Annotated in this window: 24 protein-coding genes; 12 read left to right on the top strand and 12 right to left on the bottom strand. The window is 67.7% G+C overall.

Going from position 1 to position 25,135, the window contains the following annotated elements:
• Positions 1 to 104: 104 nt before the first annotated feature.
• On the top strand, positions 105 to 1,040 hold the full coding sequence (locus DMO17_RS10450; protein WP_110682437.1) for a class I SAM-dependent methyltransferase: 936 nt from the start codon (positions 105 to 107) through the stop codon (positions 1,038 to 1,040).
• A gap of 56 nt (positions 1,041 to 1,096) precedes the next feature.
• Here the strand turns inward: DMO17_RS10450 and DMO17_RS10445 are convergent, their stop codons facing one another.
• The 3 genes from DMO17_RS10445 to DMO17_RS10435 all read right to left on the bottom strand — a co-directional run bounded on the left by DMO17_RS10445 (position 1,097) and on the right by DMO17_RS10435 (position 3,766).
• Positions 1,097 to 2,446, bottom strand: coding sequence for an SPFH domain-containing protein (locus tag DMO17_RS10445; RefSeq protein ID WP_110682436.1), 1,350 nt, complete (start codon positions 2,444 to 2,446; stop codon positions 1,097 to 1,099).
• A 98-nt stretch (positions 2,447 to 2,544) separates the two neighbouring features.
• Positions 2,545 to 3,267 (bottom strand): UDP-2,3-diacylglucosamine diphosphatase, encoded by a 723-nt coding sequence (lpxH, locus tag DMO17_RS10440; protein WP_110682435.1) that lies wholly within the window; start codon positions 3,265 to 3,267, stop codon positions 2,545 to 2,547.
• Positions 3,268 to 3,271: 4 nt separating this feature from the next.
• Positions 3,272 to 3,766, bottom strand: coding sequence for a peptidylprolyl isomerase (locus DMO17_RS10435; RefSeq protein WP_110682434.1), 495 nt, complete (start codon positions 3,764 to 3,766; stop codon positions 3,272 to 3,274).
• 176 nt (positions 3,767 to 3,942) lie between these two features.
• Between DMO17_RS10435 and DMO17_RS10430 the strand changes: the two genes are divergently transcribed.
• Positions 3,943 to 5,610, top strand: coding sequence for a glutamine--tRNA ligase/YqeY domain fusion protein (locus DMO17_RS10430; protein ID WP_110682433.1), 1,668 nt, complete (start codon positions 3,943 to 3,945; stop codon positions 5,608 to 5,610).
• A 149-nt stretch (positions 5,611 to 5,759) separates the two neighbouring features.
• A complete protein-coding gene (cysS, locus tag DMO17_RS10425) occupies positions 5,760 to 7,142 on the top strand; it encodes a cysteine--tRNA ligase (RefSeq protein ID WP_110682432.1) in 1,383 nt (460 codons plus the stop codon).
• A 68-nt stretch (positions 7,143 to 7,210) separates the two neighbouring features.
• On the opposite strand, the gene rlmE is transcribed toward cysS, so the two are convergent.
• Positions 7,211 to 7,834 carry a 23S rRNA (uridine(2552)-2'-O)-methyltransferase RlmE gene (rlmE, locus tag DMO17_RS10420; RefSeq protein WP_110682431.1) on the bottom strand — a complete coding sequence of 208 codons (624 nt, stop codon included), beginning with the start codon at positions 7,832 to 7,834 and terminating at the stop codon, positions 7,211 to 7,213.
• Between the two features lie 211 nt (positions 7,835 to 8,045).
• Between rlmE and DMO17_RS10415 the strand changes: the two genes are divergently transcribed.
• Positions 8,046 to 9,659 carry an NAD(P)/FAD-dependent oxidoreductase gene (locus DMO17_RS10415; protein WP_110682430.1) on the top strand — a complete coding sequence of 538 codons (1,614 nt, stop codon included), beginning with the start codon at positions 8,046 to 8,048 and terminating at the stop codon, positions 9,657 to 9,659.
• Positions 9,659 to 10,384: an RNA methyltransferase gene (locus DMO17_RS10410; RefSeq protein ID WP_110682429.1), complete on the top strand. Its 726-nt coding sequence runs from the start codon at positions 9,659 to 9,661 to the stop codon at positions 10,382 to 10,384. The genes DMO17_RS10415 and DMO17_RS10410 overlap by 1 nt, the downstream gene beginning before the upstream one ends.
• Before the next feature lie 37 nt (positions 10,385 to 10,421).
• On the opposite strand, the gene DMO17_RS10405 is transcribed toward DMO17_RS10410, so the two are convergent.
• Positions 10,422 to 12,131, bottom strand: coding sequence for an amidase (locus tag DMO17_RS10405; RefSeq protein ID WP_110682428.1), 1,710 nt, complete (start codon positions 12,129 to 12,131; stop codon positions 10,422 to 10,424).
• Positions 12,132 to 12,291: 160 nt separating this feature from the next.
• Positions 12,292 to 12,738: an Lrp/AsnC family transcriptional regulator gene (locus tag DMO17_RS10400; protein WP_110682427.1), complete on the bottom strand. Its 447-nt coding sequence runs from the start codon at positions 12,736 to 12,738 to the stop codon at positions 12,292 to 12,294.
• A gap of 134 nt (positions 12,739 to 12,872) precedes the next feature.
• Here DMO17_RS10400 and DMO17_RS10395 point away from each other — a divergent pair, with 134 nt between their 5' ends.
• Positions 12,873 to 13,763 carry a DMT family transporter gene (locus DMO17_RS10395; protein WP_110682426.1) on the top strand — a complete coding sequence of 297 codons (891 nt, stop codon included), beginning with the start codon at positions 12,873 to 12,875 and terminating at the stop codon, positions 13,761 to 13,763.
• Positions 13,764 to 13,767: 4 nt separating this feature from the next.
• Here DMO17_RS10395 and DMO17_RS10390 read toward each other — a convergent pair whose 3' ends face one another.
• On the bottom strand, positions 13,768 to 14,106 hold the full coding sequence (locus tag DMO17_RS10390; RefSeq protein ID WP_110682704.1) for an FKBP-type peptidyl-prolyl cis-trans isomerase: 339 nt from the start codon (positions 14,104 to 14,106) through the stop codon (positions 13,768 to 13,770).
• A 219-nt stretch (positions 14,107 to 14,325) separates the two neighbouring features.
• On the opposite strand from DMO17_RS10390, the gene DMO17_RS10385 reads away from it, so the two are divergent.
• Entirely contained in the window at positions 14,326 to 16,230 is a 1,905-nt protein-coding gene (locus DMO17_RS10385; RefSeq protein WP_110682425.1) for a putative bifunctional diguanylate cyclase/phosphodiesterase, read from the top strand.
• Here DMO17_RS10385 and DMO17_RS10380 read toward each other — a convergent pair.
• A complete protein-coding gene (locus DMO17_RS10380; RefSeq protein ID WP_110682424.1) occupies positions 16,227 to 17,186 on the bottom strand; it encodes a LysR family transcriptional regulator in 960 nt (319 codons plus the stop codon). The two genes, DMO17_RS10385 and DMO17_RS10380, sit on opposite strands and share 4 nt — an antisense overlap.
• Positions 17,187 to 17,287: 101 nt before the next feature.
• On the opposite strand from DMO17_RS10380, the gene DMO17_RS10375 reads away from it, so the two are divergent.
• The gene (locus DMO17_RS10375) at positions 17,288 to 18,040 is read left to right on the top strand and encodes a sulfite exporter TauE/SafE family protein (RefSeq protein ID WP_110682423.1); all 753 of its coding nucleotides are present in this window, start codon (positions 17,288 to 17,290) and stop codon (positions 18,038 to 18,040) included.
• 2 nt (positions 18,041 to 18,042) lie between these two features.
• Here the strand turns inward: DMO17_RS10375 and DMO17_RS10370 are convergent, their stop codons facing one another.
• Positions 18,043 to 18,897, bottom strand: a complete 855-nt coding sequence (locus DMO17_RS10370; RefSeq protein WP_110682422.1) for a LysR family transcriptional regulator — start codon at positions 18,895 to 18,897, stop codon at positions 18,043 to 18,045.
• Between the two features lie 94 nt (positions 18,898 to 18,991).
• On the opposite strand from DMO17_RS10370, the gene DMO17_RS10365 reads away from it, so the two are divergent.
• The 3 genes from DMO17_RS10365 to DMO17_RS10355 all read left to right on the top strand — a co-directional run bounded on the left by DMO17_RS10365 (position 18,992) and on the right by DMO17_RS10355 (position 21,003).
• A complete protein-coding gene (locus tag DMO17_RS10365) occupies positions 18,992 to 19,228 on the top strand; it encodes a DUF1127 domain-containing protein (protein WP_373388473.1) in 237 nt (78 codons plus the stop codon).
• Between the two features lie 75 nt (positions 19,229 to 19,303).
• Positions 19,304 to 19,768 (top strand): DUF3291 domain-containing protein, encoded by a 465-nt coding sequence (locus DMO17_RS10360; protein WP_110682421.1) that lies wholly within the window; start codon positions 19,304 to 19,306, stop codon positions 19,766 to 19,768.
• A gap of 26 nt (positions 19,769 to 19,794) precedes the next feature.
• Complete coding sequence (locus DMO17_RS10355; protein WP_110682420.1) at positions 19,795 to 21,003, top strand: winged helix-turn-helix domain-containing protein; 1,209 nt, start codon at positions 19,795 to 19,797, stop codon at positions 21,001 to 21,003.
• A 33-nt stretch (positions 21,004 to 21,036) separates the two neighbouring features.
• On the opposite strand, the gene loiP is transcribed toward DMO17_RS10355, so the two are convergent.
• A complete protein-coding gene (gene loiP, locus DMO17_RS10350; RefSeq protein WP_110682419.1) occupies positions 21,037 to 21,789 on the bottom strand; it encodes a metalloprotease LoiP in 753 nt (250 codons plus the stop codon).
• 120 nt (positions 21,790 to 21,909) lie between these two features.
• The gene (locus DMO17_RS10345) at positions 21,910 to 22,464 is read right to left on the bottom strand and encodes a thioesterase family protein (RefSeq protein WP_110682418.1); all 555 of its coding nucleotides are present in this window, start codon (positions 22,462 to 22,464) and stop codon (positions 21,910 to 21,912) included.
• A 103-nt stretch (positions 22,465 to 22,567) separates the two neighbouring features.
• On the opposite strand from DMO17_RS10345, the gene DMO17_RS10340 reads away from it, so the two are divergent.
• Complete coding sequence (locus DMO17_RS10340) at positions 22,568 to 23,533, top strand: GlxA family transcriptional regulator (RefSeq protein WP_110682417.1); 966 nt, start codon at positions 22,568 to 22,570, stop codon at positions 23,531 to 23,533.
• Positions 23,534 to 23,546: 13 nt separating this feature from the next.
• Here the strand turns inward: DMO17_RS10340 and DMO17_RS10335 are convergent, their stop codons facing one another.
• Complete coding sequence (locus DMO17_RS10335; RefSeq protein ID WP_110682416.1) at positions 23,547 to 24,890, bottom strand: class II 3-deoxy-7-phosphoheptulonate synthase; 1,344 nt, start codon at positions 24,888 to 24,890, stop codon at positions 23,547 to 23,549.
• Positions 24,891 to 25,135: the final 245 nt, after the last annotated feature.

Here is a 25,135-nt window from a genome sequence, read left to right as displayed (position 1 = left end):
AGTGCTTTACGGCCCACACCTGCTGGTGATGGGCCGTTTTTTTTGCCCGCGATTGCCAGGCGCCTGGCATAGAATGCGGCGCCCAGCCGCCAGCCACGAACACCATGACTCCCGCCGCCATCGCTACCCTGCAGCAGCACCTGAGCGTCGCCTTCGGCGACTTGCCGCATGAGGCCCGTCGCCTGTTTCATGGGCGTGGCCGGCAGTGGCCGGGGCTGGAGCAGCTCACCGTCGACTGGCTGCAGGGCGTGTTGCTGGTGACGCTGTTCCGCGAGCCGCAGGCGCAGCAGTTGGCCGATCTGCAGCGGATGCTGCGCGAGTTCGCCGCCTCGCCGGCCTGGCGCAGCAGCGCTGCCTCGCACCTGCTGCTGCAGCACCGCTACCGCGCCGACAGCGCCACCGAGTACCTGCAGGGCGAGGCCATCGACGGCTGCGAGATCGTCGAGGACGGCCTGCGTTACCGCCTCGACCTGGGTCGCAAGCAGAACAGCGGGCTGTTCCTCGACATGCGCCTGGGGCGCCAGTGGGTGCGTCGGCAGGCAGCCGGGCAGGTGGTGCTCAACCTGTTCGCCTACACCTGCGGCTTCTCCGTGGCGGTCATCGCCGGCGGCGCCGCGCGGGTGGTCAACCTGGACATGTCGCGCCCGGCCCTGAGCCGCGGCCGCGACAACCACCGGCTGAACGGCCACGAGCTTTCGCGGGTGAGCTTTCTCGGCCACGACCTGTTCAACTCCTGGGGCAAGCTGCGCCGCGAAGGCCCCTTCGACCTGATCATCGTCGACCCGCCGAGCTTCCAGAAGGGCAGCTTCATTCTCAGCCGCGACTACGCCCGGATCATGCGCCGTCTGCCGGAGCTGCTGACGCCGTCGGGGCGGGTGCTGGCCTGCTGCAACGACCCGGCGATCACGCCGGATTTCCTCATCGCCGAGATGGCCCGCGAGGCTCCGGCGCTGCGCTTTGTCGAGCGCCTGGCCAATCCGCCGGAGTTCGCCGACAGTGACCCCGATGCGGCGCTCAAGGCGCTGCTGTTCTCGGCCTGATCCGCGCAAAACAAAACGCCCCGCGGGTGCGGGGCGTTCGCTGAGGCGGCGGGCGCTTATTCCTTGACCTTCATGTCCAGCGACAGGTCGCGGGCGGCCTTGGTGGCGAGAATGCCCATCAATTGGCCGATCTCGTCCTGGCGGCTGGCACTGGCGCCGTTGCCGGCGCCGCCCATCATCACGCCCGGCACCGGTGCCTGGGAGGCGGCCTCGGCCCACACCTTGTTGATCTGTACCAGGGCGTCGAGCTTGGGCTGCAGGGCGCCGTCCGCCTCGATCACCGCCTTGCGCGCGTAGGCTTCGGCATCGGCAGTGATCTTGGTGGCATCGGCGGTGATCGCCGCCTTGTCACGCAGCAGTTCGGCGGTCTGCTTCTCGATCTCGGCGCGCTGCTTCTCGCGCTCGGCGTTGATCACGGCCAGCTGCTTCTCGGTCTCGGCCTGGGTGGTCTGTTCGATCTGGTCGCGCAGGGTTTCCTGGCGGCGGGCCTCGACTTCCTTCTCGCCGCGGGCGGTGACCAGCAGCTTCTCTTCCTCTTCCTTCAGGCGGTTCTGCCGGGCCACGGCCAGTTCGGCCAGTGCCTGCTGGACCTTGACCATGCGCTGCTTGTACTGCGGGTTGGGGTCGACGTTGGTGATGCGCGCCTCGACCACTTCCACGCCATACTTGCGGAACTGCTGCTGCTTGCGCACCGGGATGCCCTTGTCATCCACCACCTTCTCGGTGACGAACTGGCTGGCGTTGTTGTCGCCGAAGTTGCCCTGTTCGGTGCCGGCCTGGAGGATCGCGGTCTGGCTCGGCAGGTGGCCGCGCGGGCCGCGCACTTCCTTGCGCTTGATCAGGTACAGGCCGTCGTTGAGCTGGTTCTCGAACTCGGCGGCGAACTCGCTGCGGGCGCCGGCGTAGTAGTCGTCGGCGCTCATCAGCGAGGCGGTGGCTTGCAGGGTTTCCTTGATCGCCGGCACCAGCGCGGTCTTGATGAAGTTTTCCGGGTTGCGGTACTCCTGGGCGATCTTCAGGAACTGGTCGCCGCCGGGCAGGCGGAAGCGCGCCGAGGACTCGACCTTGGCGTCGACGTTGCCGAGGAAGACGATGGGGAAAGCCTCGATGGTGGCGCCCAGGCTGTCGTTGTCGCTGCTGTCGTCGATCTCGTTGCCGGCGATCAGCACCGACTGCACGCTCAGTGCCTTCTTCCAGGGCGTGGCGCGGCCGAACCACTTGGTGGCGTAGCCGACGTCGTCGACGATCTTCTCTTCGCCGAAGATGGTCCGCACATGGGTGGCGAAGCCGGCTTCGTTGTAGAAGAAAATGCCGTTGAAGCCGATGAAGCCGATGGCGGCGACCAGCACGGGCACGCCGACGTACTTGAACAGGGATTTGGGGGCGGGGGTGGCGGGGATTTCCATGATCGATCCTTGACTGCGGGAAAGGTGCGCGCATGCTGCGCAGGCTCCGCGGGAGCGTCAAGTGGCACCGTGCCGGTATGTGGCGCGTCTCTCGTCGCTCAGGCGAGCGGGAAGGGGGCCTGGTGCAAACCCTGCTCGTCGATCTGCAGGGCCCAGCCCTGGCGGTCCCAGTCGCCGAGGACGATGCGTCGGGCGCTCTGGCCATTCACCTCGAGCTGGTGTTCGGCGGGGCGATGGGTATGGCCGTGGATCAGGGTGCGCACGCCATACTCAGCCATGATGCGCGGTACTTCGTCGGGGGTGACGTCGATGATCTCGCGGGCCTTCATGCGCGTTTGCGCGCGGCTCTCGCTGCGCAGCTTGCGCGCCAGCTTGCGGCGGGTGGTCAGTGGCAGGTTACGCAGGATGAACAGGCTGAGCGGGTTGCGCAGCAGGCGACGCAGCTTCATATAGCCGACATCAAGGGTGCACAGGCTGTCGCCGTGCATCAGCAGCACCGGCTCGCCATTGAACTGCACCAGGCTCGGGTCCTGCAGCAGGGTGCAGCCGGCGGCGCGGCAGAAGGCGCGGCCGATAAGGAAATCGCGGTTGCCGTGCATCAGGTAGATGCGCGTGCCGGCATCGCTCAACTCGCGCAGGGCGCGGGCGATGTCGTGCTGGAAGGGCGACATGCCGTCGTCGCCGACCCACACCTCGAAGAAGTCGCCGAGGATATACAGCGCCTCGGCCTGGCGGGCGCGGGTCTCGAGGAAATGCACAAACGCCCGGGTGATGTCCGGGCGTTGCTCTTCCAAGTGCAGATCGGAGATCAGCAGGATCATCGAATCACTCGACGATTTCGGCCTTCTCGATCACCACGTCTTCCACCGGCACGTCCTGGTGGCCGGACTTCATGGTGGTGGCCACGCCCTTGATCTTCTCGACCACGTCCATGCCCTCGGTCACCTGACCGAACACGGCGTAGCCCCAGCCCTGCATGGTCGGCGCGGTGTGGTCGAGGAAACCGTTGTCGGCGACGTTGATGAAGAACTGCGCGGAGGCCGAGTGCGGGTCCATGGTGCGGGCCATGGCGATGGTGCCGACCTTGTTGGAGACGCCGTTGTTGGCCTCGTTCTTGATCGGCGCGCGGGTCGGCTTCTGCTTCATGCCCGGCTCGAAACCGCCGCCCTGGATCATGAAGTTGCTGATCACGCGGTGGAACACGGTGCCGTCGTAGTGGCCGCTCTTCACGTATTCCTTGAAGTTGGCCGCGGTTTCCGGGGCCTTGTCTTCGAATAGTTCCAGGGTGATGACGCCGTGGTTGGTATGCAGCTTGATCATGGAGTAGCACTCTCGAATTCGGGCAAGGCGGCGGGGGCAGGGTGGCGCGTTTGCGCCAAAAGGCCACGCCCGGTCGCTTTGCGGCTGTCAGGGGGTTGACGGGTTGGGTATCATACGGGCTTTGTCTTGACCGGCCTACTGTCTCGGCCGTCGCCGCCCTTCAGCCTAAGGACATCATGAGCAAGCCCACCGTCGAAAAAGCCGCGAATTTCCTGCGCCCCATCGTCCAGGCCGACCTGGACAGCGGCAAGCACAGCAAGATCATCACCCGCTTCCCGCCGGAGCCCAACGGCTACCTGCACATTGGCCACGCCAAGAGCATCTGCCTGAACTTCGGCCTGGCCCAGGAATTCGGTGGCGAGTGCAACCTGCGTTTCGACGACACCAACCCGGCCAAGGAAGACCAGGAATACATCGACGCGATCAAGGCCGATGTCGAGTGGCTGGGCTTCAAGTGGGCCGGCGAGGAGCGCTACGCCTCCAACTACTTCGACCAGCTGCATGCCTGGGCCATCGAGCTGATCAAGGCCGGCAAGGCCTTCGTCTGCGACCTGAACGCCGACGAGATGCGCGAATACCGCGGCAGCCTGACCGAGCCGGGCAAGAACAGCCCGTTCCGCGACCGCAGCGTGGAAGAGAACCTCGACCTGTTCGCGCGCATGAAGGCCGGCGAGTTCCCGGACGGCGCCCGTTCGCTGCGCGCCAAGATCGACATGGCCTCGCCGAACATCAACCTGCGCGACCCGATCCTCTACCGCATCCGCCACGCCCATCACCACCAGACCGGCGACAAATGGTGCATCTACCCGAGCTACGACTTCACCCACGGCCAGTCCGATGCCATCGAGGGCATCACCCACTCCATCTGCACCTTGGAGTTCGAGGACCATCGCCCGCTCTACGAGTGGTTCCTGGCCAACCTGTCGGTGCCGGCCCAGCCGCGCCAGTACGAATTCGCCCGCCTCAACCTGAACTACACCGTCACCAGCAAGCGCAAGCTCAAGCAGCTGGTCGATGAAGGCCATGTGCAGGGCTGGGATGATCCGCGCATGTCGACCTTGTCCGGCTACCGTCGCCGTGGCTACACCCCGGCCTCGATCCGCACCTTCTGCGACATGATCGGCGTCAACCGCGCCGGCGGCGTGGTCGACATCGGCATGCTGGAATTCGCCATCCGCGAGGACCTGGACGCCAACGCTGCCCGTGCCATGTGCGTACTCAAGCCGCTGAAAGTGGTGATCACCAACTACCCGGAAGGCAAGGTCGAGAACCTCGAACTGCCGCGCCACCCCAAGCAGGACATGGGCGTGCGCGTGCTGCCGTTCAGCCGCGAGATCTACATCGACGCCAGCGACTTCGAGGAAACCCCGCCGGACGGCTTCAAGCGCCTGATCCCGGGCGGCGAAGTGCGCCTGCGCGGCAGCTACGTGATCCGCGCGGATGAAGCCGTGAAGGACGCCGCCGGCAATATCGTCGAGCTGCGCTGCTCCTACGACGAGAACACCCTGGGCAAGAACCCGGAAGGCCGCAAGGTCAAGGGCGTGATCCACTGGGTGCCGGCCGCCGAGAGCGTCGAGTGCGAAGTGCGCCTATACGACCGCCTGTTCCGCTCCGCCAACCCGGAGAAGAGCGAGGAGGGCGGCAGCTTCCTCGACAACATCAACCCGGATTCGCTGGTCGTCCTCACTGGCTGCCGCGCCGAGCCCTCGCTGGCCAACGCCGCGCCGGAAGAGCGCTTCCAGTTCGAGCGCGAAGGCTACTTCGTCGCCGACCTGAAGGACACCCAGCCGGGCAAGCCGGTGTTCAACCGTACAGTCACCCTGCGCGACTCCTGGGGGCAATAACGGCTGTCAAATTGCTGCGCTCGATCATGCTGTGTTGAAGCGAGGTTCGGAATGCTCATGTACTGCAGTACATTCCGCTTCCTCACCCCGCTTCGCCTTGCCTGATCTTCGCTCGCTGCTTTGAAAGCCGTTCTTGAGGAAATTTAAAGATGCTTTCCATCTACAACACCCTGAGCAAGACCAAGGACGTTTTCCAGCCGCTGGAAGGCAACAGCGTGCGCATGTACGTGTGCGGCATGACCGTGTACGACTTCTGCCACATCGGCCATGCCCGCGTGATGGTGGCCTTCGACGTGGTCACCCGCTGGCTGCGCCAGCGCGGCTATGACGTGACCTATGTGCGCAACATCACCGACATTGACGACAAGATCATCAAGCGCGCCAACGAGAACGGCGAGCCGTTCGAGGCGCTGGTCGAGCGCATGATTGCCGCCATGCACGAGGACGAGGCGCGCCTTTCCGTGCTGCGCCCGGACATCGAGCCGCGCGCCACCGGCCATATCGCCGGCATGCACCAGATGATCCAGACCCTGATCGACAAGGGCTTTGCCTACGCCCCGGGCAATGGTGACGTGTACTACCGCGTCACCAAGTTCGAGACCTACGGCAAGCTGTCCCGTCGCAAGATCGACGAGCTGAAGATCGGCGCGCGCATCGAGGTCGACGAGATCAAGGAAGACCCGCTGGACTTCGTGCTGTGGAAGGGCGCCAAGCCGGGCGAGCCGAGCTGGGATTCGCCCTGGGGCAAGGGCCGGCCGGGCTGGCACATCGAGTGCTCGGTGATGTCCACCTGCTGCCTGGGCGAGACCTTCGACATCCACGGCGGCGGCCCGGACCTGGTGTTCCCGCACCACGAGAACGAGATCGCGCAGAGCGAGGCGGCCACCGGCAAACTCTACGCCAAGGCCTGGATGCACGCCGGCGCGGTGCGCGTGGACGGTGAGAAGATGTCCAAGAGTCTGGGCAACTTCTTCACCATCCGCGAGGTGCTGGAGAAGTACCACCCGGAAGTGGTGCGCTACCTGCTGGTGTCCAGCCACTACCGCAGCCCGATCAACTACTCCGAAGACAGCCTCAAGGAAGCCAAGGGCGCCCTGGAACGCTTCTACAACGGCCTCAAGGGCCTGCCGGAAGCGGCACCGGCCGGTGGAGCGGAATTCGTCGAGCGCTTCGGTGCGGCGATGGACGACGACTTCAACTCGCCGGAAGCCTGCGCCGTGCTGTTCGAGATGATCCGCGAGGTCAACCGCCTGCGCGAGTCGGATGAACAGGCCGCCGCCGGCCTGGCCGCCCAGCTCAAGCAGCTGGCCGGCGTGCTCGGCGTGTTGCAGCTGGAGCCGGAGGCCTTCCTGCAGGCCGGCGCCGCCGGCAAGGTCGATGCCGCTGCGGTGGACGCGCTGATTGCCGCGCGCCTGCAGGCCCGCGCCGACAAGAACTGGGCCGAAAGCGACCGCATCCGCGACCAGCTCACCGCCATGGGCGTGGTGCTGGAAGACGGCAAGGGTGGCACCACCTGGCGCCTGGCCGAATAGGCCGGCGCCGCGCCCCATGAAAAAAGCCGCTCATTCGAGCGGCTTTTTTATGCCTGTGCATCGGCGGCCTATTCGCCCTTGAAGCCCTTGGCCACCAGGTAGACCTCCCGCGAGCGCGGTCGCGAGGCTTCCGGCTTGCGCACCATCACCTTCTCGAACGAGCTGCGCACATCCTTCAGGAAGGCCTCGGAGCCTTCGCCCTGGAACACCTTGACCGCATAGTTGCCGCCGGGCTTGAGCACCTGGCGCACCATGTCGAGGGTGAGCTCGACCAGGTACATCGACGAGGCCTGGTCGGCAACGGCGACGCCGCTGATGTTGGGGGCGATGTCGGAGATGATCAGGTCGGGCTGGCGGCCGTCCAGCTTGGCGAGGATCTGCTGGAACACACTGTCTTCGGTGAAGTCGCCCTGGATGAAGTCGACGTTGTCCAGCGGGTCCATCGGCAGGATGTCGCTGGCGATCACCCGACCTTGCTCGCCGACGATCTTGCCGGCCACCTGCGACCAGCCGCCGGGCGCGGAACCCAGGTCCATGACCAGCATGCCGGGACGGATCAGCTTGTCCTTCTCGTTCAGCTCGATCAGCTTGTAACTGGCACGCGAGCGGTAGCCGTCCTTCTGTGCGCGTTTGACGTAAGGATCGTTGACGTGTTCGTTCAGCCAGCGGCTGCTGCTTTTGGAGCGTTTCATGAGGGGGCCAGGCACGGGAAATCGGGTGAGATGCGCGCCGCCGCAAAGCGGGCAGGGGCGCAAAGTGGCGGCGATTATAAGCCGATAGTGCCGCGCAGGTTAAATCCACGGGCCCTGCGGCCCTGACAGCGGTGGCTGGTGGCGGCTACAATTGCCGGCCTACCCCCTCTCTATTGCCTCCTTTGCCGGAGTCACCGGCCAGGATACCGCCATGATTCGCATCACCGAACTGTCCCTGCCCCTCGACCATGCCGCCGATGAGCTGCGCGCGGCCATCGTCCGCCGCCTGGGCATCACCGACGCCGACCTGCTGAACTTCAGCGTGTTCAAGCGCAGCTACGATGCGCGCAAGAAGAACAGCGTGATCCTGTTCATCTACATCATCGATCTGGAGGTGCGCGACGAGGCGGGCATCCTGGCGCGTTTCGCCGGCGACCCGCACATCCGCCCGGCGCCGGACACCCACTACTACCCGGTCGGCCAGGCGCCGGCCGGCCTCGCCGAGCGTCCGATCGTGGTCGGCTTCGGTCCCTGCGGCCTGTTCGCCGCGCTGCTGCTGGCGCAGATGGGCTTCAAGCCGATCGTGCTGGAGCGCGGCAAGGATGTGCGCCGGCGCACCAAGGACACCTGGGCGCTGTGGCGCAAGAAGACCCTGACCCCCGAGTCCAACGTGCAGTTCGGCGAGGGCGGGGCGGGGCTGTTCTCCGACGGCAAGCTCTACAGCCAGATCAAGGACCCCAAGTTCTACGGGCGCAAGGTGATGAGCGAGTTCGTCCGCGCCGGCGCGCCGGAAGAGATCATGTACGTCAGCAAGCCGCACATCGGCACCTTCCGCCTGACCGGCGTGGTGGCGGCCATGCGCGAGGAGATCATCGCCCTCGGCGGCGAAGTGCGCTTCGAGAGCAAGGTGACCGACCTTGTGATCGACGACGGCCAGCTCGAGGGCGTGGTGCTGGCCAATGGCGAGACCCTGCGCAGCCGTCATGTGGTGCTGGCGCTGGGGCACAGCTCGCGCGATACCTTCCGCATGCTGCACCGCCAGGGCGTGTTCATCGAGGCCAAGCCCTTCGCCATCGGCTTCCGCATCGAACACCCGCAATCGCTGATCGACCAGGCGCGCCTGGGCAAGTACGCCGGCCACCCGGAGCTGGGCGCCGCCGACTACAAGCTGGTGCACCACGCCAAGAACGGCCGCGCCGTCTACAGCTTCTGCATGTGCCCGGGCGGTACCGTGGTGGCGGCCACCTCCGAACCGGAGCGGGTGGTCACCAACGGCATGAGCCAGTACTCGCGCAACGAGCGCAATGCCAACGCCGGCATAGTCGTCGGCATCAACCCGGAGCAGGACTTCCCCGGCGGCCCGCTGGCCGGCGTGGAGCTGCAGGAGCGCCTGGAGTCGCGCGCCTATGAGCTGGGCGGGCGCGACTACTGCGCCCCGGGCCAGCTGGTTGGCGACTTTATCCGCGGCGTGCCGTCCAGCGAGTTCGGCGAGGTGGAGCCCTCCTACAAGCCCGGCGTGCGCCTGGGTGACCTGGCCCCCTCGCTGCCGGACTACGCCATCGAGGCCATCCGCGAGGCGCTGCCGGCCTTCGGCAAGCAGATCCGCGGCTTCGACCGGGACGATGCGGTGCTGACCGGCATCGAGACCCGCACCAGCTCGCCGGTGCGTATCACCCGCGACAACGAGAGCCTGCAGAGCCTAAACCTCAAGGGCCTGTACCCGGCCGGCGAGGGCGCCGGCTACGCTGGCGGCATCCTCTCGGCGGGGGTGGACGGCATCAAGGTGGCCGAGGCGGTGGCCAAGTCGATCCTGGCGGGCCACTGATGAAGCTCGACGACATCAAGAAGCTGCAGCAGAAGAAGTACCGTGCCGAGTTCGGCCATTTCCTGGTGGAAGGCGAGCACCTGCTGCTGGAGCTGCAGAAGGCCGCCGTGCACAACCCCGCGCTGCGCGCCAGCCAGCTGTACGTGACGGCCGCCTACGAGCACTGGCAGAGTCCGTTCAAGACGCAGCTGATCGGCGAGCGGCAGATGGCGCAGATCGCCGACACCCAGACGCCGCAGGGGATCCTCGCCGTGGTGCCGCTCGCGGCGCTGGTGCCGCCGCCGCCGGCCCCAGGCGAGCGCGCCATCTACCTGCACGAGATCCAGGACCCGGGCAACCTCGGCACCATACTGCGCACCCTGGCCTGGTTCGGCGGCCTGCGCTGCCTGCTCAGCCCCGGCAGCGTCGACCCCTACAACCCCAAGGTGGTGCGTGCCAGCATGGGCGCCATCTTCCACACGCCGCTGGAACTGGACGTTGAGCTGGACACCCTGGGCGCGCGCTTCCCCCGCATCGCCTGCCTCGACATGCAGGGCGAGCCGGTGCAGTCGGCCGCCTTCAGGGCCTTCGACTGCTACCTGTTCGGCAACGAGGCGCGCGGCGTGCCGCGCGAGCAGCTGGCCGCGCTCGCGGCCCGGCCCTTCACCATCCCCGGCTGCGGCGCCATCGAGTCGCTGAACCTGGCCGCGACGGTCAACATGTGCGCCTTCGCCCTGAGCTCGTGAGCCGCCCGACGCGGGGCCTTGGCCCCGCGTCGCCCATTTAGGCGCGTGCCAGCGGCGGGGTGCGCGGCGGTACCCGGCGCCGCTGGCCGGTGGACTCGAAGGCCGAGGCCAGGCGCAGCAGGCTGTTGTCGTCGTAGGCGCGGCCGGCGAAGGTCAGGCCCACCGGCATGCCGATATCGGCCATCAGCCCCATCGGCACCGTGACGGTCGGCACGCCCAGGTGGCGGATGGCCAGGTTGCCGTTGGCTACCCAGACGCCGTTGCTCCAGGCGATATCGGCCGATTGCGGATTGATATCGGCATCCGCCGGGCCGACGTCGGCCACGGTGGGGAACAGCACGGCATCCAGCCCGAGGCTGTCCATCCAGTCTTCCAGGTCGAGCCGGCGGGTCTTCTCCAGGCCGCGCAGGCCGTCCGGCAGGGTGGCGATCTGGTCCCAGCTCTTCAGGCCGCGCTTGGCCATGTTGACGTACTCGTCCATGCCGGCGGCCAGGTCGCCCTCGCGGTTGGGCAGGGTGCCCGGGTCGTGCGGGAAGATCTGCGGGCCGTCGACGTCCGCCAGCTTGTTCAGCCTGGGGTCGCCATTGGCGCGCAGGAAGTCGTCGAAGGCCCAGCCGGACAGTTCCCACAGCTCGTCATGCAGGAACTCGGGGGAGACTATGCCGCGGTTGAACACGGTCGGCGCGTCGGGGCGGTCGCCCTCGCAGTTGGACACCAGCGGGAAGTCCACTTCGATCACCTCGGCGCCGGCGGCCTCCAGGGCCTGGCGCGCCGCCTCCCACAGGGCGATCACCGAGGCGCGGGTGTGGATGCGCTGGCCGGTCGGGCCACCGATGCCGGGGTTCTCGCTGGTGCCGGCGGCTTCGTCCTTGTTGATGAACATGCGCGGCACGCCCAGGCGCTTGCCTTTGAGCGCGGAGGCACCGGCGGCGAGTTCCAGGTAGGACGCCGGGCGTACCTCGGAAGGCTTGGGGATCGGCACCCAGGGCTGCAGGCGCCACAGGTCGCCACGCGTGTCCGGATCATCGGCCACCACCACGTCGAGCACTTCCAGCAGGTCGGCCATGGTCCGCGCATAGGGCACCACCACGTCCATGGTCGGCGTCAGCGGCCAGTTGCCGCGCACCGAGATCACCCCGCGCGACGGCGTGTAGGCGCACAGGCCGTTGTTCGAAGCCGGGCCGCGGCCGCTGGACCAGGTTTCCTCAGCCAGGCCGAAGGCGGAAAAGCTGGCGGCGGTGGCGGTGCCAGCGCCATTGGACGAGCCGGAAGCGAAGGGTGCGGTCAGGTACTTCTCGTTGTACGGGCTTTCGGCGCGGCCGTAGACGCCGCGCTGCATGCCGCCGTTGGCCATGGGCGGCATGTTGGTCTTGCCCAGGCAGATGGCGCCGGCGGCGCGCAGGCGCTCGATGGTGAAAGCGTCGCGCTGGGCCACCAGGTCCTTGAACGCCGGGCTGCCAGAGGCGGCGGTGAGGCCCTTGACCAGGTAGCTGTCCTTGGCGGTGTAGGGGATGCCATCGAGCGGGCCGAGGGTCTCGCCACGCGCGCGGCGGGCATCGGAGGCCTCGGCTTCCTTGAGCGCATCGGGGTTGCGCACCACCACGGCATTCAGGCGGGTCGGCGTGGCAGGACCGTCGTAGGCATCGATGCGGGCGAAGTAGGCCTGGACCAGTTCGACGGCGGTGGTGCGGCCCGACTCCAGCGCGGCGCGCAGTTCGGCGATGGGCACTTCGGTGACTTCGATCATGTTGCCAACTCCTGCTACAGGTGGGGCGAGTTCCGCATCTCAGGCGCAGCTCGATTTAAATTCGATATTTATCGATAAAATACACTGCAAACCTTGCACAAATAAAGCCCTGTCGGCGCTTCGGCAGATTTCTGTCAAGGTTAGACCCGCGCGCCCAGGTTCAGGATGCGCCACTCATCGGTGGCAACCGGCGCGCCACCGAGGTCTTCTTGACGATGGCGGTATTGCTCTCGGCATAGGCGTTGATGCGGTCCAGCAGCTCGTCCAGCTGCTCCATGGAGCGCACGTGCAGGCGGGCGATGAAGCAGTCCTCGCCGGTGACCTTGTCGCACTCGGTGAACTCGGGGATGGACTGGATCAGCCGTTCCACCTCGTGCAGCCTGCCGGGCAGCGGGCGCACCCGGACGATGGCCTGCAGCTGGTAGCCGAAGTGGCGCGGATCGACTTCCACCGTGTAGCCGCGGATCACCCCACGCTCCTCCAGGCGGCGCAGGCGTTCGGCGACGCTGGGCGAGGACAGCCCGCTGATCTGCGCCAGGGCCTTGAGCGAGCGGCGCGAGTCGGCCATCAGGGCGCTGATCAGGATCTGGTCGATTTCATCGGTCATTGCAGGGGCCATTAGGTGAAATGAGAGGAACGCCTTCGTAATAAAGGCGAAGGCATGTTTACGCCTTAGATTAGCTCTGGAGCGAGCAGGGGGTGCATCCGAATAATGGACCCACTCACTGTGGAGGCTCGATCATGAACAACACCCTCAGGCGCGGCTCGCTGGAAATGCTCGCGGCCATGCTGATTTCCGGCACCATCGGCTGGTTCGTGCTGGTGTCCGGCCAGGCCGTGGTGGACGTGGTGTTCTGGCGCTGCGTGGTCGGCGGCGCCATGTTGCTGCTGGTGTGCGCGGCACTCGGCCTGCTGCGCCGCGAGCTGCTGAACCGTCGCGTGCTGGTCCTGGGCGTGCTCAGCGGGGTGGCCATAGTCGGCAACTGGCTGCTGCTGTTCGCCGCCTATTCCCAGGCGTCCATCGCCATCAGCACGGCGGTGTACAACGTCCAGCCGTTCATGCTGGTGGGCCTGGCGGCGCTGTTTCTCGGCGAACGCATCACCCTGGTCAAGCTGGCCTGGCTGGGCCTGGCCTTCCTCGGCATGCTGGCCATCGTCAGCGCCCACGGCAGCGGGGCGGTGGCGGGGCAGAACTACCTGCTGGGCATCGCCCTGGCCCTGGGCGCCGCGCTGCTCTATGCCCTGGCGGCGCTGATCGTCAAGCGCCTCACTGGCACGCCGCCGCACCTGATCGCGTTGCTCCAGCTGCTCACCGGCACCCTGATGCTGGCGCCGCTGGCCAGCTACCAGCTGCCGGAGCAGGCGCAGGCCTGGGCCAGCCTGCTGACCCTGGGCATCGTTCATACCGGGGTGATGTACATGCTGCTGTACAGCGCCATCCAGAAACTGCCGACGGCGCTGACCGGGGCACTGTCATTCGTCTACCCGATCGCGGCGATCTTCGTCGACTGGTTGGCCTTCGGCCACCGTCTCAGCCCGCTGCAGTGGCTGGGCGTGGCGGCCATCCTGCTGGCCGCGGCCGGCATGCAGCAGGGCTGGAGCCTGCGCCGGCGGCGCGTGGCGACCGCGTAGCGGATCAATCGTCGCGGGTCAGCACTTCCAGCAGCTCGATCTCGAACACCAGGTTGGAGTTCGGTGGGATCGAGCCGACCTGGCGCTCGCCGTAGCCCAGCTGGGCCGGCACCCAGAGCTTGCGCTTGCCGCCGACGCGCATGCCCATCAGGCCAAGGTCCCAACCCTGGATCACGCGGCGCGTGCCGATCACGCACTGGAAGGGCTTGCCGCGCGAGTAGGAGGAGTCGAACTCGCTGCCGTCTTCCAGCCAGCCGCGGTACTGGGTGGTGATCAGGGCGCCCTTGACCGCTTCCTTGCCGCTGCCGAGTTGCAGGTCTTCGATTCTCAGTTCGTTGCTCATGCCGATGCTCATGGTCCGTTCTGCAGGCCGCTATTGTTCAGGGATCGGGCAGCTTGGCAAGCGCCAAGGGGGACAGACTCTCGTCATTGGCTGTCCGGCCGCGCTGGGCCGGTGCCGTGGCGCGGCTGCGACTCTCTGCCTCTTTAGCCTTGTCGGGACAGGCGTGTTTTCGTTAGCGTGCCAGACTCCACGTAGCTGACCATCGGAAAGTGCAGCCTCATGACCCCAGCGCAAGCTCCGCAAGACCAGGATGTCCAGGGCTACACACTGGAGCGCAGGCTACAGGCACGCCGCCTGATGCAGATATCCCAGGTATCGTGCGCAGCCTTGCTGTGCATCGGCCTGCAGACCCTAGTGGCCGGGCAATGGTGGAACAGCGGCCTGGTGCTGGGGGCGCTGCTGGCCGTGCTGAGCGGGATAGTGCTGATCAGGCGCGGCCGGGTGGACAGGGCCATAGTGCTGGTGCTGTTCACGCACCTGGCGGTGATCACGCTGTCGCTCTGGCACAGCCAGGGGCTGTACAGCGGTGCGCTGCTGGGCTACCCGGTGCTGCTGATAGTGGCCGGCATGGTGGCGCCACTGCGTCTGTTCATCGGCCTGCTGCTGGCCATCCTGGCGGCGGTGGCCGGCCTCACGTTCGCCGCCCTGAGCGGCCTGCAGACCTTCACTCCGCAGCCCCTGGGCATAGGCCGTCTGGTCAATATCAGCGCCCTCCTGGTGCTGGGCTCGGTGGCGGTATGGCTGCTGGCCAATGATCTGCGTATCACCCTGCTGCGCCTGCGCCAGGAAATCCTGCGGGTGAAGGATTCCGAGGCCAACTTCACCCACCTGGCCCAGCACGATGCCCTGACCAACCTGCCCAATCGCCTGCTGGTGCGCGACCGCATGGAGCAGGCCATCGGCCATGCGCGGCGCGACGGCAAGCGGGTCGCGCTGCTGTTCCTCGACCTCGATAACTTCAAGACCATCAACGACTCCCTCGGCCACGACGCCGGTGACGAACTGCTGCTGGAGGTGGCGCGGCGCCTGCGCGAGGCCGTGCGCGATATCGACACGGTGAGCCGCCAGGGCGGCGACGAGTTCCTCCTGGTGCTGGCCGATGTCGAGGAGCTGGCGGTGGTCTCCGCGCTGGCCGCCCGCCTGCAGCAGCACCTGGCCGTCCCGTTCAGCCTCAAGGGCATGCAGATCGTCAGCTCCAGCTCCATCGGTATCTCCCTGTTCCCCGATGATGGCGAGGACTTCGACACCCTGCTCAAGCATGCCGACACCGCCATGTACCAGGCCAAGGCCGCCGGGCGTAACACCTACTGCTTCTTCGACGAGCAGATGAACGCCGATACCCGTGAACGCCTGGGCCTGGAGCAGGATCTGCACCAGGCGCTGAGCCGCGCCGAGTTCGTCCTGCACTACCAGCCGATTGTCGATCTGCACGATGGTGGCTTGCTGGCGGCCGAGGGGCTGCTGCGCTGGCAGCATCCGCGGCGGGGACTGATCGGCCCCGATCTGTTCATCCAGGTCGCCGAGCAGTCCGGTCTGATCGTCGAAATCGGCGAGTGGGTGCTCGATGAGGCCTGCCGCCAGGCCATGCTCTGGCAGGCCGCCGGCCTGCCGCGCTGCGTGATCTCGCTGAACCTTTCGGCGGTGCAGTTCCGTCGCGGCAACCTGGAGCAGCTGGTGGCGGCGGCGCTGGATCGCTACGGCCTGCCGCCGGGCTGCCTGGAGCTGGAACTGACCGAATCCATCCTGCTGCAGGACTCGCCGGCCTTCATCGAACGCCTGCAGCGCCTCAAGGCGTTGGGGGTGAAACTGTCCATCGATGACTTCGGTACCGGCTACTCCAACCTGTCTTACCTGCAGCGCTTTCGCGTGGACAAGCTGAAGATCGACCAGTCCTTCGTGCGCATGCTCACCGCCAACCCGCAGGACCAGGCGATAGTCACCGCCATCGTGCAGATGGCACGCAGCCTCGGCCTGCACACCACGGCCGAGGGCATCGAGGACGAGGCCACGCGCCAGCGCCTGGCCGATCTGGGCTGCGACCAGGGGCAGGGCTATCTGTTCGCCCGGCCCATGTCGGCGGCGGACTTCACCCTGTTTGCCCGCGGCCAGGCCGTGCCGGCCTAGTTGCCGGCCTGCAGGCCACGCTGCAGGGCCAGGTCCCAGGGCGGCACGGGGGCGAAGCGCTGCCTGAGAAAATCCAGCAGCAGGCGCGTGCGCGTGCTGGCGTCACTGGCCAGGCGCAGGGCATAGATGCCGCTGGGTTCGGCGGGCGGCAGGCCGTTCTCGCACAGCAGGGGCAGTAGCTCGCCGCGCAGCAGGTAGTCGCTGATCAGCCAGGTCGGCAGGTGGGCGATGCCCAGCCCGGCCACGGCGCCGAACAGCAGGGTCTCGGCGTTGTTGGCGGTCATGCGCAGGCGCCCGGGGCGCAGCAGCTGCGCGCGCCCGTCGACTTCGAAACGCCAGGCTTGCGGCGGTGACAGCGCGTCCCAGTCCAGGCCGTCGTGCTGCGGCAGCTCGCGGGCGTCACGCAGCAGGCCGCGGCGCTGGATGTAGTCCGGGCTGGCGCACAGCACCCGCACCAGGGGCGCCAGTGGTGTGGCGACCAGGCGGGTGTCGGCCAGCGGGCCGATGCGCAGCACCAGGTCGACTTCGCCCAGGTGCTCGCCGTGCAGGTCGATGAAGCTGTCGATCAGCCGCAGCTGCACGTCCAGGCCCGGGTAGAGGGTGAGGAATTCGGCGATGGCCGGGGCCAGGTGGCGCCGGCCGAAGGGGGCCGGCGCGTCGATGCGGATCAGCCCCTCGGGCGCGCTGCTCAGCGATACCGCCTCGGCGCGCGCCTGCTGCAGTTCGCCGAGGACGCGCCGGGCCCGTTCTGCGAAGGCCAGGCCGGCCGGCGTTGCCCGCACCAGGTGGGTGCTGCGCTCCAGCAGCGTGCAGCCCATGGCCCGCTCCAGGCCGTCCATGCGCCGGGCCACGGCGGACGGGGTGAGCTGCTGGCGGCGTGCGGCGGCGGAGAAGCTGCCGGCGTCCAGCACGTCCAGGTAGAGGCCGAGCTGCTGGGTGAGGGCGTCGGGGTTCATTGGGCTGCCTTTGCGAAAAATGCAAAGCCATTGTGCGCTGCTGTGCGTTTCCTTACCAGGCTGCGCTGGATAGCATGCACGCCATTGCCCCGGAGGCCCGCATGAATCCCGTCGATATCCTGTTGAACCTGCTGCTCGGCCTGGCCATGGGCACCCTTGGCGGGCTGTTCGGCATCGGCGGCGGTCTGGTGGCGATCCCCGCCCTCGGCGTGCTGTTCGGCCTCGATCAGCAGCTGGCCCAGGGCACGGCGCTGGTGATGGTGGTGCCCAACGTGCTGTTGGCGCTGTGGCGCTACCACCAGCGCAACCGCATCGTGCTCAGGCACGCGCTGCTGCTCAGCGCTTCCGGCTTCATCTGCGCCTGGCTGGCCTCGCTGTATGCGGTGGAACTGCAGGCCGAGCGCATGCGCCAGGCCTTCGTCGGCTTCCTGGTCGCCCTGGCGCTCTACAACCTGCTGCGGCTGTTTATGCGCAGCAGTTCCGTGACCGGAGAGTTGCGCCAGCCCTGGCCCTGGCTGGGCGTGCTGGGCGGCGCGGCCGGCGCCCTGGGCGGGCTGTTCGGCGTGGGCGGTGCGGTGCTGGCGGTGCCGGTGCTGACCAACCTGTTCGGCGCCAGCCAGCTGGTGGCCCAAGGCCTGTCGCTGGCCCTGGCGCTGCCCAGTACCGCAGTGACCTTGCTGACCTATGCCCTGCACGGGCATGTCGACTGGGCCATGGGCATCCCCCTGGCGCTGGGTGGGCTGCTCAGCATCAGCTGGGGCGTGAAGCTGGCCCACGCGCTGCCGGAACGCCTGCTCAAGGGGCTGTTCTGCGCCTTCCTGCTGCTCTGCGCGGTGCTGCTGGCGCTGGAGTAGGGCTATAGCCGGAAGCCTTCGACTATGTGTTCGGCCAGGGTGTCGATGACCTGCGACTGGCGCTGCGGGTGGCGCAGCAGGACGATGCTGGTCAGCGGCAAGGTGGGCAGCCCCTCGGCCTCGCCGAGGATGCGCATGTCCGGGGTGATCAGGCTCTGCAGCTGGGCGGTGACCGCCAGGCCGGCGCCGACCACGGCGAAGATCGCCGACAGGCTGGGGCTGGTGTAGGCGATGCGGTAGGGCCGCTCGATGGCGTCCAGCGCGTTGCAGGCCCAGGCGCGGCAGAAGCAGCCGGAATTGAACATGGCCAGCGGCATGGGGTTCTGCTCGTGGGGCGTGAAGCCCTGGGCCTCGGCCCAGACGAAGCGTTCCTGGCGCAGCAGCTGGCCGATCTCCTTGCCCGGCTCGCGGGTGACTATGGTCAGGTCCAGGTCCTGGCGTTGCAGCAGTTGGCCGGAGGTCTCGCAGTGCACCTCCACCTGCACCAGCGGGTAAGCCTGGGCGAAGCGCGAGAGGATGTCGGGCAAAAAGCGCATCACGTAGTCATCCGGCGTGCCGATGCGCACGGCGCCGACCATGTGCGGCTCGCGCAGGGTGTTGAGCACCTCGCCGTGCAGCTTGAGGATGCGCCTCGCGTAGCCCAGCAGCACCTGGCCCTCGGGCGTGAGGCGCACCTGGCGGCCGTCGCGCTCGAACAGCGCGCGCTGCACCACGTCATCCTCCAGGCGCTTCATCTGCATGCTCACCGCCGACTGGGTGCGGTTGACCGCCTCGGCGGCGCGGGTGAAGCCACCGGTGTCGGCGATGGCGACGAAGCTGCGCAGCAGTTCGGTATCGATGCTGGGGTAGTGGGCCATTCATCAATCTCCAAGATGCGTTGCATAAGAAACATTCGTTGGATTGATCTTAAGCGCGAACCGAAACTGGCGCCAACCCCACAGGGAGGGCGTGATGATGAAAGGTCAGAAAGGTTATGCGCTAGTGCGCTCGGCATCCTTCGAACGGGCCTGGCCGGCTCTCGGCCTGCAGGCCCTGCGGCTGCGTTTGCAGCGTTGGCACGAACTGGCCCGGCAGCGCCGGCAGCTGGCCATGCTCGACGATGCGGCGCTCAAGGACATCGGCCTGAGCCGTGGCGATATCCTGCAGGAGAGCGAGCGGCCGTTCTGGGACGATCCGCTCAGGCGCTGAAGCCCCCGCACCGCACGCCGGCGCCGCTTTCCGGGCGCGCCGGTGTACGGCAGATTGACTGAACAAGGAGTTCCGATGTCCCGCTACCACCTGGCCCAGCTCAATATCGCCAGCATGAAGGAGCCGCTGGAGTCGCCCGGCATGGCCGATTTCGTCAACAACCTGGCGCGCATCAATGCCCTGGCCGAGGCTTCGCCCGGCTACGTCTGGCGCCTGCAGGACGAGGCCGGCGACGCCACCGCCATCCGCCCCTTCGGCGACGAGGTGCTGGTCAACCTGTCGCTCTGGCGTGACGTGCAATCGCTCAGCGACTACGTCTACACGTCCGCCCACACCGAGATGCTCAAGCGCCGCCGCGAATGGTTCGCCAAGGTCGAGCAGGCGCACATGGTGCTCTGGTGGGTACCGGCCGGCCATCGGCCGAGCGTGGAAGAGGCGGCCGCGCGCCTGGCGCATCTGCGCGAGCATGGCGCCACGGCCCATGCCTTCAGCTTCCGCCAGGCCTTTGCCGCCCCGGATGAGCCGGTCGCCCAGCACTGAGCGCTCGCCTGCTAGGCTTGGCGGCCATGAGCCTGTCATTGTCCCTCGCCCAAGCCCGCCGCCTGACCCTGGCCGCCCAGGGCTTCGCCCGCGCGCCACGTGGCGCCATCGGCCTGCGCCAGCTGCGTGCGCAGGTCGGGCGGCTTGCCGTGCTGCAGATCGACTCGGTCAACGCCCTGGTGCGCTCGCACTACCTGCCGGCCTTCTCGCGCCTCGGCCACTACGACCCCGCGTTGCTGGACGAGCTGGCCTGGGGCACGCCGAAGCGCCGCAGCCTGTTCGAGTACTGGGGCCACGAGGCCTCGCTGCTGCCGCTGGAACTCTACCCGCTGCTGCGCTGGCGCATGCGCCGGGCGGCAGACGGGCAGGGCATCTACCGCCAGCTGGCCGAGTTCGGTCGCCAGCAGCAAGGCCTCATCCGGCGCGTGCTGCAGGCGGTGCGCGAGCAGGGCGCCCTGGGCGCCGGCAGCCTCAGCACGCGCAGCGAGCGCGCCGGTCCCTGGTGGGACTGGAGCGCGGAAAAGCACGCGCTGGAGTGGCTGTTCGCCGCAGGCTTGGTGACCGTGGCCGGCCGGCGCGGCTTCGAGCGCCTGTACGACCTGCCAGAGCGGGTGCTGCCCGCCGAGCTGCTCGAGCGTCCCGCTCTCGACGAGGCCGAGGCCCAGCGCCAGCTGCTGCTGCGCGCGGCCGACGCCCTGGGTGTGGCCAGTGAGCGCGACCTGCGCGACTACTTCCGCCTGGACGCGGCCGACGCCAAGCTGCGCCTCGCCGAACTGGTGGAGGATGGCGAGCTGCTGCCGGTGGCGGTGCAGGGCTGGAAGCAGCCGGCCTACTGTCGCGGCGAACCGAGCATTCCGCGGCGGATCGGGGCCAGTGCGCTGCTGTCGCCCTTCGACTCGCTGATCTGGGAGCGCGAGCGCACCGAACGGCTGTTCGGCTTCCGCTACCGCCTGGAGATCTACACCCCGCCGCACAAGCGGGTGTATGGCTACTACGTGCTGCCTTTCCTGCACCACGAGCGCCTGCTGGCGCGCGTCGACCTGCGCAGCGAGCGGGCGCAGGGACGCCTGGCGGTGCATACCGTGCACCTGGAGGAGGTAATGCTGGGCGAGGAGGCACTGCATGCCCTGGCCGCGCAGCTGCGTGCGCTGGCGCAGTGGCTGGGGTTGGCCGAGGTGGTGCTGAACTGCCGCTCGCCGGTGGCGGGATTGTTGCGAGCGCTGTTGCAGGGCTAGGCCCCGCCCGCGTTGCGCGAGCGGGGCGAGGGCTTATTGCTCGGCGGCGATGCGCTGGCGGATATGCGCGGCGCGGTCGGCCGAGCCCGGGTGGGAGTCGAACATGCTGCTGTCGCCGCCGCCCAGTTGGGCCAGCTTGTCGAAGGCGCTGGCCAGACCGTCCAGCGCTACGCCGCGCTGCTTCAGCAGGTCGAAGGAGAAGTCGTCGGCGGCGCTTTCCTGGGCCTGGGAGAATTGGGCGTTGACCAGCGCCTCGCCGAGGTCGCCCAGTTGCGAGGCGGACAGCGCCGAGACCGCACTGTTGCCCGAGGAGGCCGCGGCGCCACGGGCCACCGAGGTGGCGTAGGCGGCCTGCATGGCCTTCTTGGTGTGGCCGAGGGCGACGTGGCCCATCTCGTGGCCGAGCACGCCTTCTACCTCGTTGTCGCTCATCAGGTCCATCAGGCCGCTGTACACGCGCACGCAGCCGTTGGCCATGGCCCAGGCGTTGACTTCGTCGGTGAGGTAGACCTTGTAGTTGACCGGGGTGCCGCCCACCTGGCCGCCGAGGTTGGCGGCGATCCTCTCCAGGCGCCGGCTGTACTCGCTGTCTGCCGGGGCGATGGGCGCCTCGGCGTCCATCTGCAGGCAGGCCTCGTCGGCCATGCTCTTCACTTCGGCATCGCTCAGGGTGGCGGCCTGCATGGCTTGCAGGCCGGTGCTGAGCATCGCGTCCGGGCTCATGTTCTGGCAGCCGGCGAGCAGGCTGGCCAGGGCCAGGGTGGACAGGGGGAGGTGCAGTTTCATGGTCATCGTCCTTGAAGGTTGGGGCTGGTGGCCCTGAGGCATTCGGCCTCCGGCCGGCGCGCATTGTCGGCGATGCGGGGCGGTCCCGGGTGTGACCCGGGTCGCGTCATGACTCGCGGACTATCGCGCGGCGGCCAGCCCTTCCTCGGTGCGCAGCTGCAGGCTCATGTCGTCGCAGCTGGCCGACCACTCGCGCAGCCAGGCCGGCATCTCCGGCGAGTGCTCGTCCAGGCCCAGGGCACGGGCGAATTCGCCGGGCGGCACGGTGCCTTTCGGAGAGCGGAACAGGCCGCGGATGACGATCACCCCCACCGTGCGCCCGCCACTGACGAAGCGGTGCTCGACGAAGCTCCACTTGTCGTCCCAGCCGAGCATGCGGGTGTGGATCTCGAAGGCCTCGAACAGCTTCAGCTCGCGGCGGAACTTGCCCCAGGTGTCGCCGACGATGGGCAGCGCGCGGTGGCGCAGGGCGACGCGGAAGGCGCCGCTGCGCAGCACGTAGTCCATGCGGCCGACATCGGCCAGGGTGAAGTAGCGGCCGTTGGTGACATGGCGGTTGAAGTCGAGGTCCAGCGGCCACGCGCGCATGCGCACGACGGTGGTGGACAGGGCGTGGACCGGCTTGCGCCAGGGACAGCGCAGGAGCATGAGGAGAAGGCGGAACCAGAGATTCATGAGTACGTCCGTTGGCGGGATGACCGGAGCACTCTAGGGGCTGGCTTTGCGCTAAGGTAGGTGGATAAATGACTTTATCCATGCGAAATCTGCAAAAGCCGCCATGCACGTGACCCTTCTGCTCGCCGACCACTGTTCCGCCGCCAGCGCCACCATGGCCCTGGAGATGCTGCGCGCCGCCAACCTGTTCAGCGAAGGGGGCGAGCCCCTGTTCGAGGTGGTGGTGGCGTCCCATGACGGCCTGCCCGTGCCTTCGCTGAGCGGCCAGGCGCTGCAGGCCGAGGTGGCGCTCGATCAGGTGGCGCGTACCGATCTGGTGCTGATTCCCGGTTTCCTCTTCACCCTGCGCGAGGCCTTGCCCGGCTTCCATCGCTACCGCGACTGGCTGCGCCGCCAGCATGCCCAGGGCGCGGTGCTGGCCGCCATGTGCACGGCCACCTTCATGCTCGCCGAGGCCGGCCTGCTGTGCGGCACCCGCGCCACCACGCACTGGGCCTTCGCCGAGCTATTTCGCCGGCGTTACCCGGAAGCGTTGCTGGACGAACGGCAGATCCTCTGCGAGGACAACCGCCTGATCAGCAGCGGCGGTGCCAGCGCGGCGGTGGATCTGCTGCTGCACCTGGTGCGGCGCTTCGCCTCGCTGGAGCTGGCACAGCTGTGCAGCCGCTACCTGCTGATCGACAACGTGCGCAGCGAGCAGTCTTCCTATGTGCTGTGGTCGATGCCGAAGAGCCACGGTGATGCCGACATCCTGCGGGTGCAGAACTGGCTGGACGAGCACTTCGGCCAGCCGCTGCTGATCGACGAGCTGGCCGGCCGCTTCGGCTTTGGCGTGCGCAACTTCAAACGGCGCTTCAAGGAGGCCACCGGCTACACGCCGCTGGCCTATGTGCAGACGCTGCGCCTGGAGAAGGCCAAGCAGCTGCTGGAAACCACGCGCATGAGCCTCGACAGCATCACCTTCGCGGTCGGCTACGAGGACAGCAACTCGTTCCGCCGCCTGTTCCAGCAACGCGTTGGCCTGCTGCCGGCCGCCTACCGCAAGAAGTTCCAGGCCCGCGCCGGCTAGGCGGCGCCGTGGCTCAGGCCCTGGCCTGCTTGAGCGTCTCGGCGATCAGGAAGGCCAGTTCCAGGGACTGGTCGGCGTTCATGCGCGGGTCGCAGTGGGTGTGGTAGCGGTCGGACAGGGCGTCCTCGGTGACCGGGCGGGCGCCGCCGATGCACTCGGTGACGTTCTGCCCGGTCATCTCGATATGGATGCCGCCGGCCACGGTGCCCTCGGCGCGGTGCACCTGGAAGAACTGCTTGACCTCCGAGAGGATCTGCGCGAAGTCGCGGGTCTTGTAGCCGCTGCTGGCCTTGATGGTGTTGCCGTGCATGGGGTCGGAACTCCACAGCACCTGGCGACCTTCTTCCTTGACCTTGCGCAGCAGGCGCGGGAAGTGCGCCTCGACCTTGTCGGCGCCCATGCGCACGATCAGGTTGAGGCGGCCCGGGTCGTTGTCCGGGTTGAGGATGTCGATCAGGCGGATCAGTTCGTCCGGGTCCATGCTCGGGCCGACCTTGACCCCGATGGGGTTCTCGATGCCGCGCATGAACTCGACGTGGGCGCCGTCCAGCTGGCGGGTACGGTCGCCGATCCACAGCATGTGTGCGGAGCAGTCGTACCAGCGCCCGGTGAGGCTGTCCTGGCGCACGAAGGCCTGCTCGTAACCCAGCAGCAGCGCCTCGTGGGCGGTGAAGAAGCTGACTTCGCGCAGCTGCGGCGCGCTGTCCATGCCGACCGCGCGCATGAAGGCCAGGGTCTCGTCGATGCGGTTGGCCAGCTGGTGGTACTTCTCGCTCAAGGCTGAATTGGCGATAAAGTCGAGGTTCCACTGGTGCACCTGGTGCACGTCGGCAAAGCCGCCCTGGGCGAAGGCGCGCAGCAGGTTGAGGCTGGCGGTGGCCTGGTGGTAGGCCTGCAGCAGGCGCTCCGGGTCCGGCACGCGGCTGGCGGCGTCGAACTCGATGCCGTTGACGATATCGCCACGGTAGGCCGGCAGGGTCACGCCGCCGATGCTCTCGTCGTTGGCCGAACGCGGCTTGGCGAACTGGCCGGCCATGCGCCCGACCTTGACCACCGGGCAGCCGGCGGCGAAGGTCATGACGATGGCCATCTGCAGCAGCACCTTGAAGGTGTCGCGGATCTTCGCCGCGCTGAACTCGGCGAAGCTCTCGGCACAGTCGCCGCCCTGCAGGAGGAAGGCGCGGCCCTGGGTCACTTCGGCGAACTGGCGGCGCAGTTCGCGGGCCTCGCCGGCGAACACCAGCGGCGGGTAGCCGGCCAGGGTCTGCTCCACGCGGGCCAGGTGGGCGGCATCGGGGTATTGCGGCTGCTGCTGGATGGGCTTGCCTCTCCAGCTTTCGGGACTCCAGGCGGACATCGGATTACTCACGGTCGATTCATCGGGCTGGCGGCATGTTAACTCCGCGCAGCGGGGCTGGTCAGCCGATAAGCGTGATAGAGGGGCTGAATCGACAGGAAGGGGCACCCGCTGCGACCGGCCAGCCGGCGAATACTCGGCTGCCGGCGGGGCGGCCGCGAGCGGGTGCTGAACCGGTGCGCTGGGCAGCGTTCCGGGAGGCGGTGCTCTTGGCGGCACCTGGTGAATGACGAGGGCTTGGCCCT

Source organism: Aquipseudomonas alcaligenes, assembly GCF_003205495.1.
GTDB classification, from domain to species: Bacteria; Pseudomonadota; Gammaproteobacteria; order Pseudomonadales; family Pseudomonadaceae; genus Aquipseudomonas; species Aquipseudomonas alcaligenes_B.
The sequence above is the reverse complement of the archived record's forward strand: the minus strand, read 5'-3'. Positions and strand labels throughout refer to the sequence as shown.

Excerpts from the sequence above, each read along its gene's own strand:
- DMO17_RS10415 (WP_110682430.1), top strand. The coding sequence starts at position 8,046 with ATGATTCGCATCACCGAACTGTCCCTGCCCCTCGACCATGCCGCCGAT.
- DMO17_RS10435 (WP_110682434.1), bottom strand. The coding sequence starts at position 3,766 with ATGATCAAGCTGCATACCAACCACGGCGTCATCACCCTGGAACTATTC.
- DMO17_RS10395 (WP_110682426.1), top strand. The coding sequence starts at position 12,873 with ATGAACAACACCCTCAGGCGCGGCTCGCTGGAAATGCTCGCGGCCATG.
- lpxH (WP_110682435.1), bottom strand. The coding sequence starts at position 3,267 with ATGATCCTGCTGATCTCCGATCTGCACTTGGAAGAGCAACGCCCGGAC.
- cysS (WP_110682432.1), top strand. The coding sequence starts at position 5,760 with ATGCTTTCCATCTACAACACCCTGAGCAAGACCAAGGACGTTTTCCAG.
- DMO17_RS10380 (WP_110682424.1), bottom strand. The coding sequence starts at position 17,186 with ATGAACCCCGACGCCCTCACCCAGCAGCTCGGCCTCTACCTGGACGTG.
- DMO17_RS10450 (WP_110682437.1), top strand. The coding sequence starts at position 105 with ATGACTCCCGCCGCCATCGCTACCCTGCAGCAGCACCTGAGCGTCGCC.
- DMO17_RS10345 (WP_110682418.1), bottom strand. The coding sequence starts at position 22,464 with ATGAATCTCTGGTTCCGCCTTCTCCTCATGCTCCTGCGCTGTCCCTGG.
- DMO17_RS10400 (WP_110682427.1), bottom strand. The coding sequence starts at position 12,738 with ATGACCGATGAAATCGACCAGATCCTGATCAGCGCCCTGATGGCCGAC.
- DMO17_RS10375 (WP_110682423.1), top strand. The coding sequence starts at position 17,288 with ATGAATCCCGTCGATATCCTGTTGAACCTGCTGCTCGGCCTGGCCATG.
- DMO17_RS10365 (WP_373388473.1), top strand. The coding sequence starts at position 18,992 with ATGATGAAAGGTCAGAAAGGTTATGCGCTAGTGCGCTCGGCATCCTTC.
- DMO17_RS10370 (WP_110682422.1), bottom strand. The coding sequence starts at position 18,897 with ATGGCCCACTACCCCAGCATCGATACCGAACTGCTGCGCAGCTTCGTC.
- DMO17_RS10335 (WP_110682416.1), bottom strand. The coding sequence starts at position 24,890 with ATGTCCGCCTGGAGTCCCGAAAGCTGGAGAGGCAAGCCCATCCAGCAG.
- DMO17_RS10445 (WP_110682436.1), bottom strand. The coding sequence starts at position 2,446 with ATGGAAATCCCCGCCACCCCCGCCCCCAAATCCCTGTTCAAGTACGTC.
- DMO17_RS10430 (WP_110682433.1), top strand. The coding sequence starts at position 3,943 with ATGAGCAAGCCCACCGTCGAAAAAGCCGCGAATTTCCTGCGCCCCATC.
- DMO17_RS10385 (WP_110682425.1), top strand. The coding sequence starts at position 14,326 with ATGACCCCAGCGCAAGCTCCGCAAGACCAGGATGTCCAGGGCTACACA.
- rlmE (WP_110682431.1), bottom strand. The coding sequence starts at position 7,834 with ATGAAACGCTCCAAAAGCAGCAGCCGCTGGCTGAACGAACACGTCAAC.
- DMO17_RS10390 (WP_110682704.1), bottom strand. The coding sequence starts at position 14,106 with ATGAGCAACGAACTGAGAATCGAAGACCTGCAACTCGGCAGCGGCAAG.
- DMO17_RS10340 (WP_110682417.1), top strand. The coding sequence starts at position 22,568 with ATGCACGTGACCCTTCTGCTCGCCGACCACTGTTCCGCCGCCAGCGCC.
- DMO17_RS10360 (WP_110682421.1), top strand. The coding sequence starts at position 19,304 with ATGTCCCGCTACCACCTGGCCCAGCTCAATATCGCCAGCATGAAGGAG.
- DMO17_RS10355 (WP_110682420.1), top strand. The coding sequence starts at position 19,795 with ATGAGCCTGTCATTGTCCCTCGCCCAAGCCCGCCGCCTGACCCTGGCC.
- DMO17_RS10405 (WP_110682428.1), bottom strand. The coding sequence starts at position 12,131 with ATGATCGAAGTCACCGAAGTGCCCATCGCCGAACTGCGCGCCGCGCTG.
- DMO17_RS10410 (WP_110682429.1), top strand. The coding sequence starts at position 9,659 with ATGAAGCTCGACGACATCAAGAAGCTGCAGCAGAAGAAGTACCGTGCC.
- loiP (WP_110682419.1), bottom strand. The coding sequence starts at position 21,789 with ATGAAACTGCACCTCCCCCTGTCCACCCTGGCCCTGGCCAGCCTGCTC.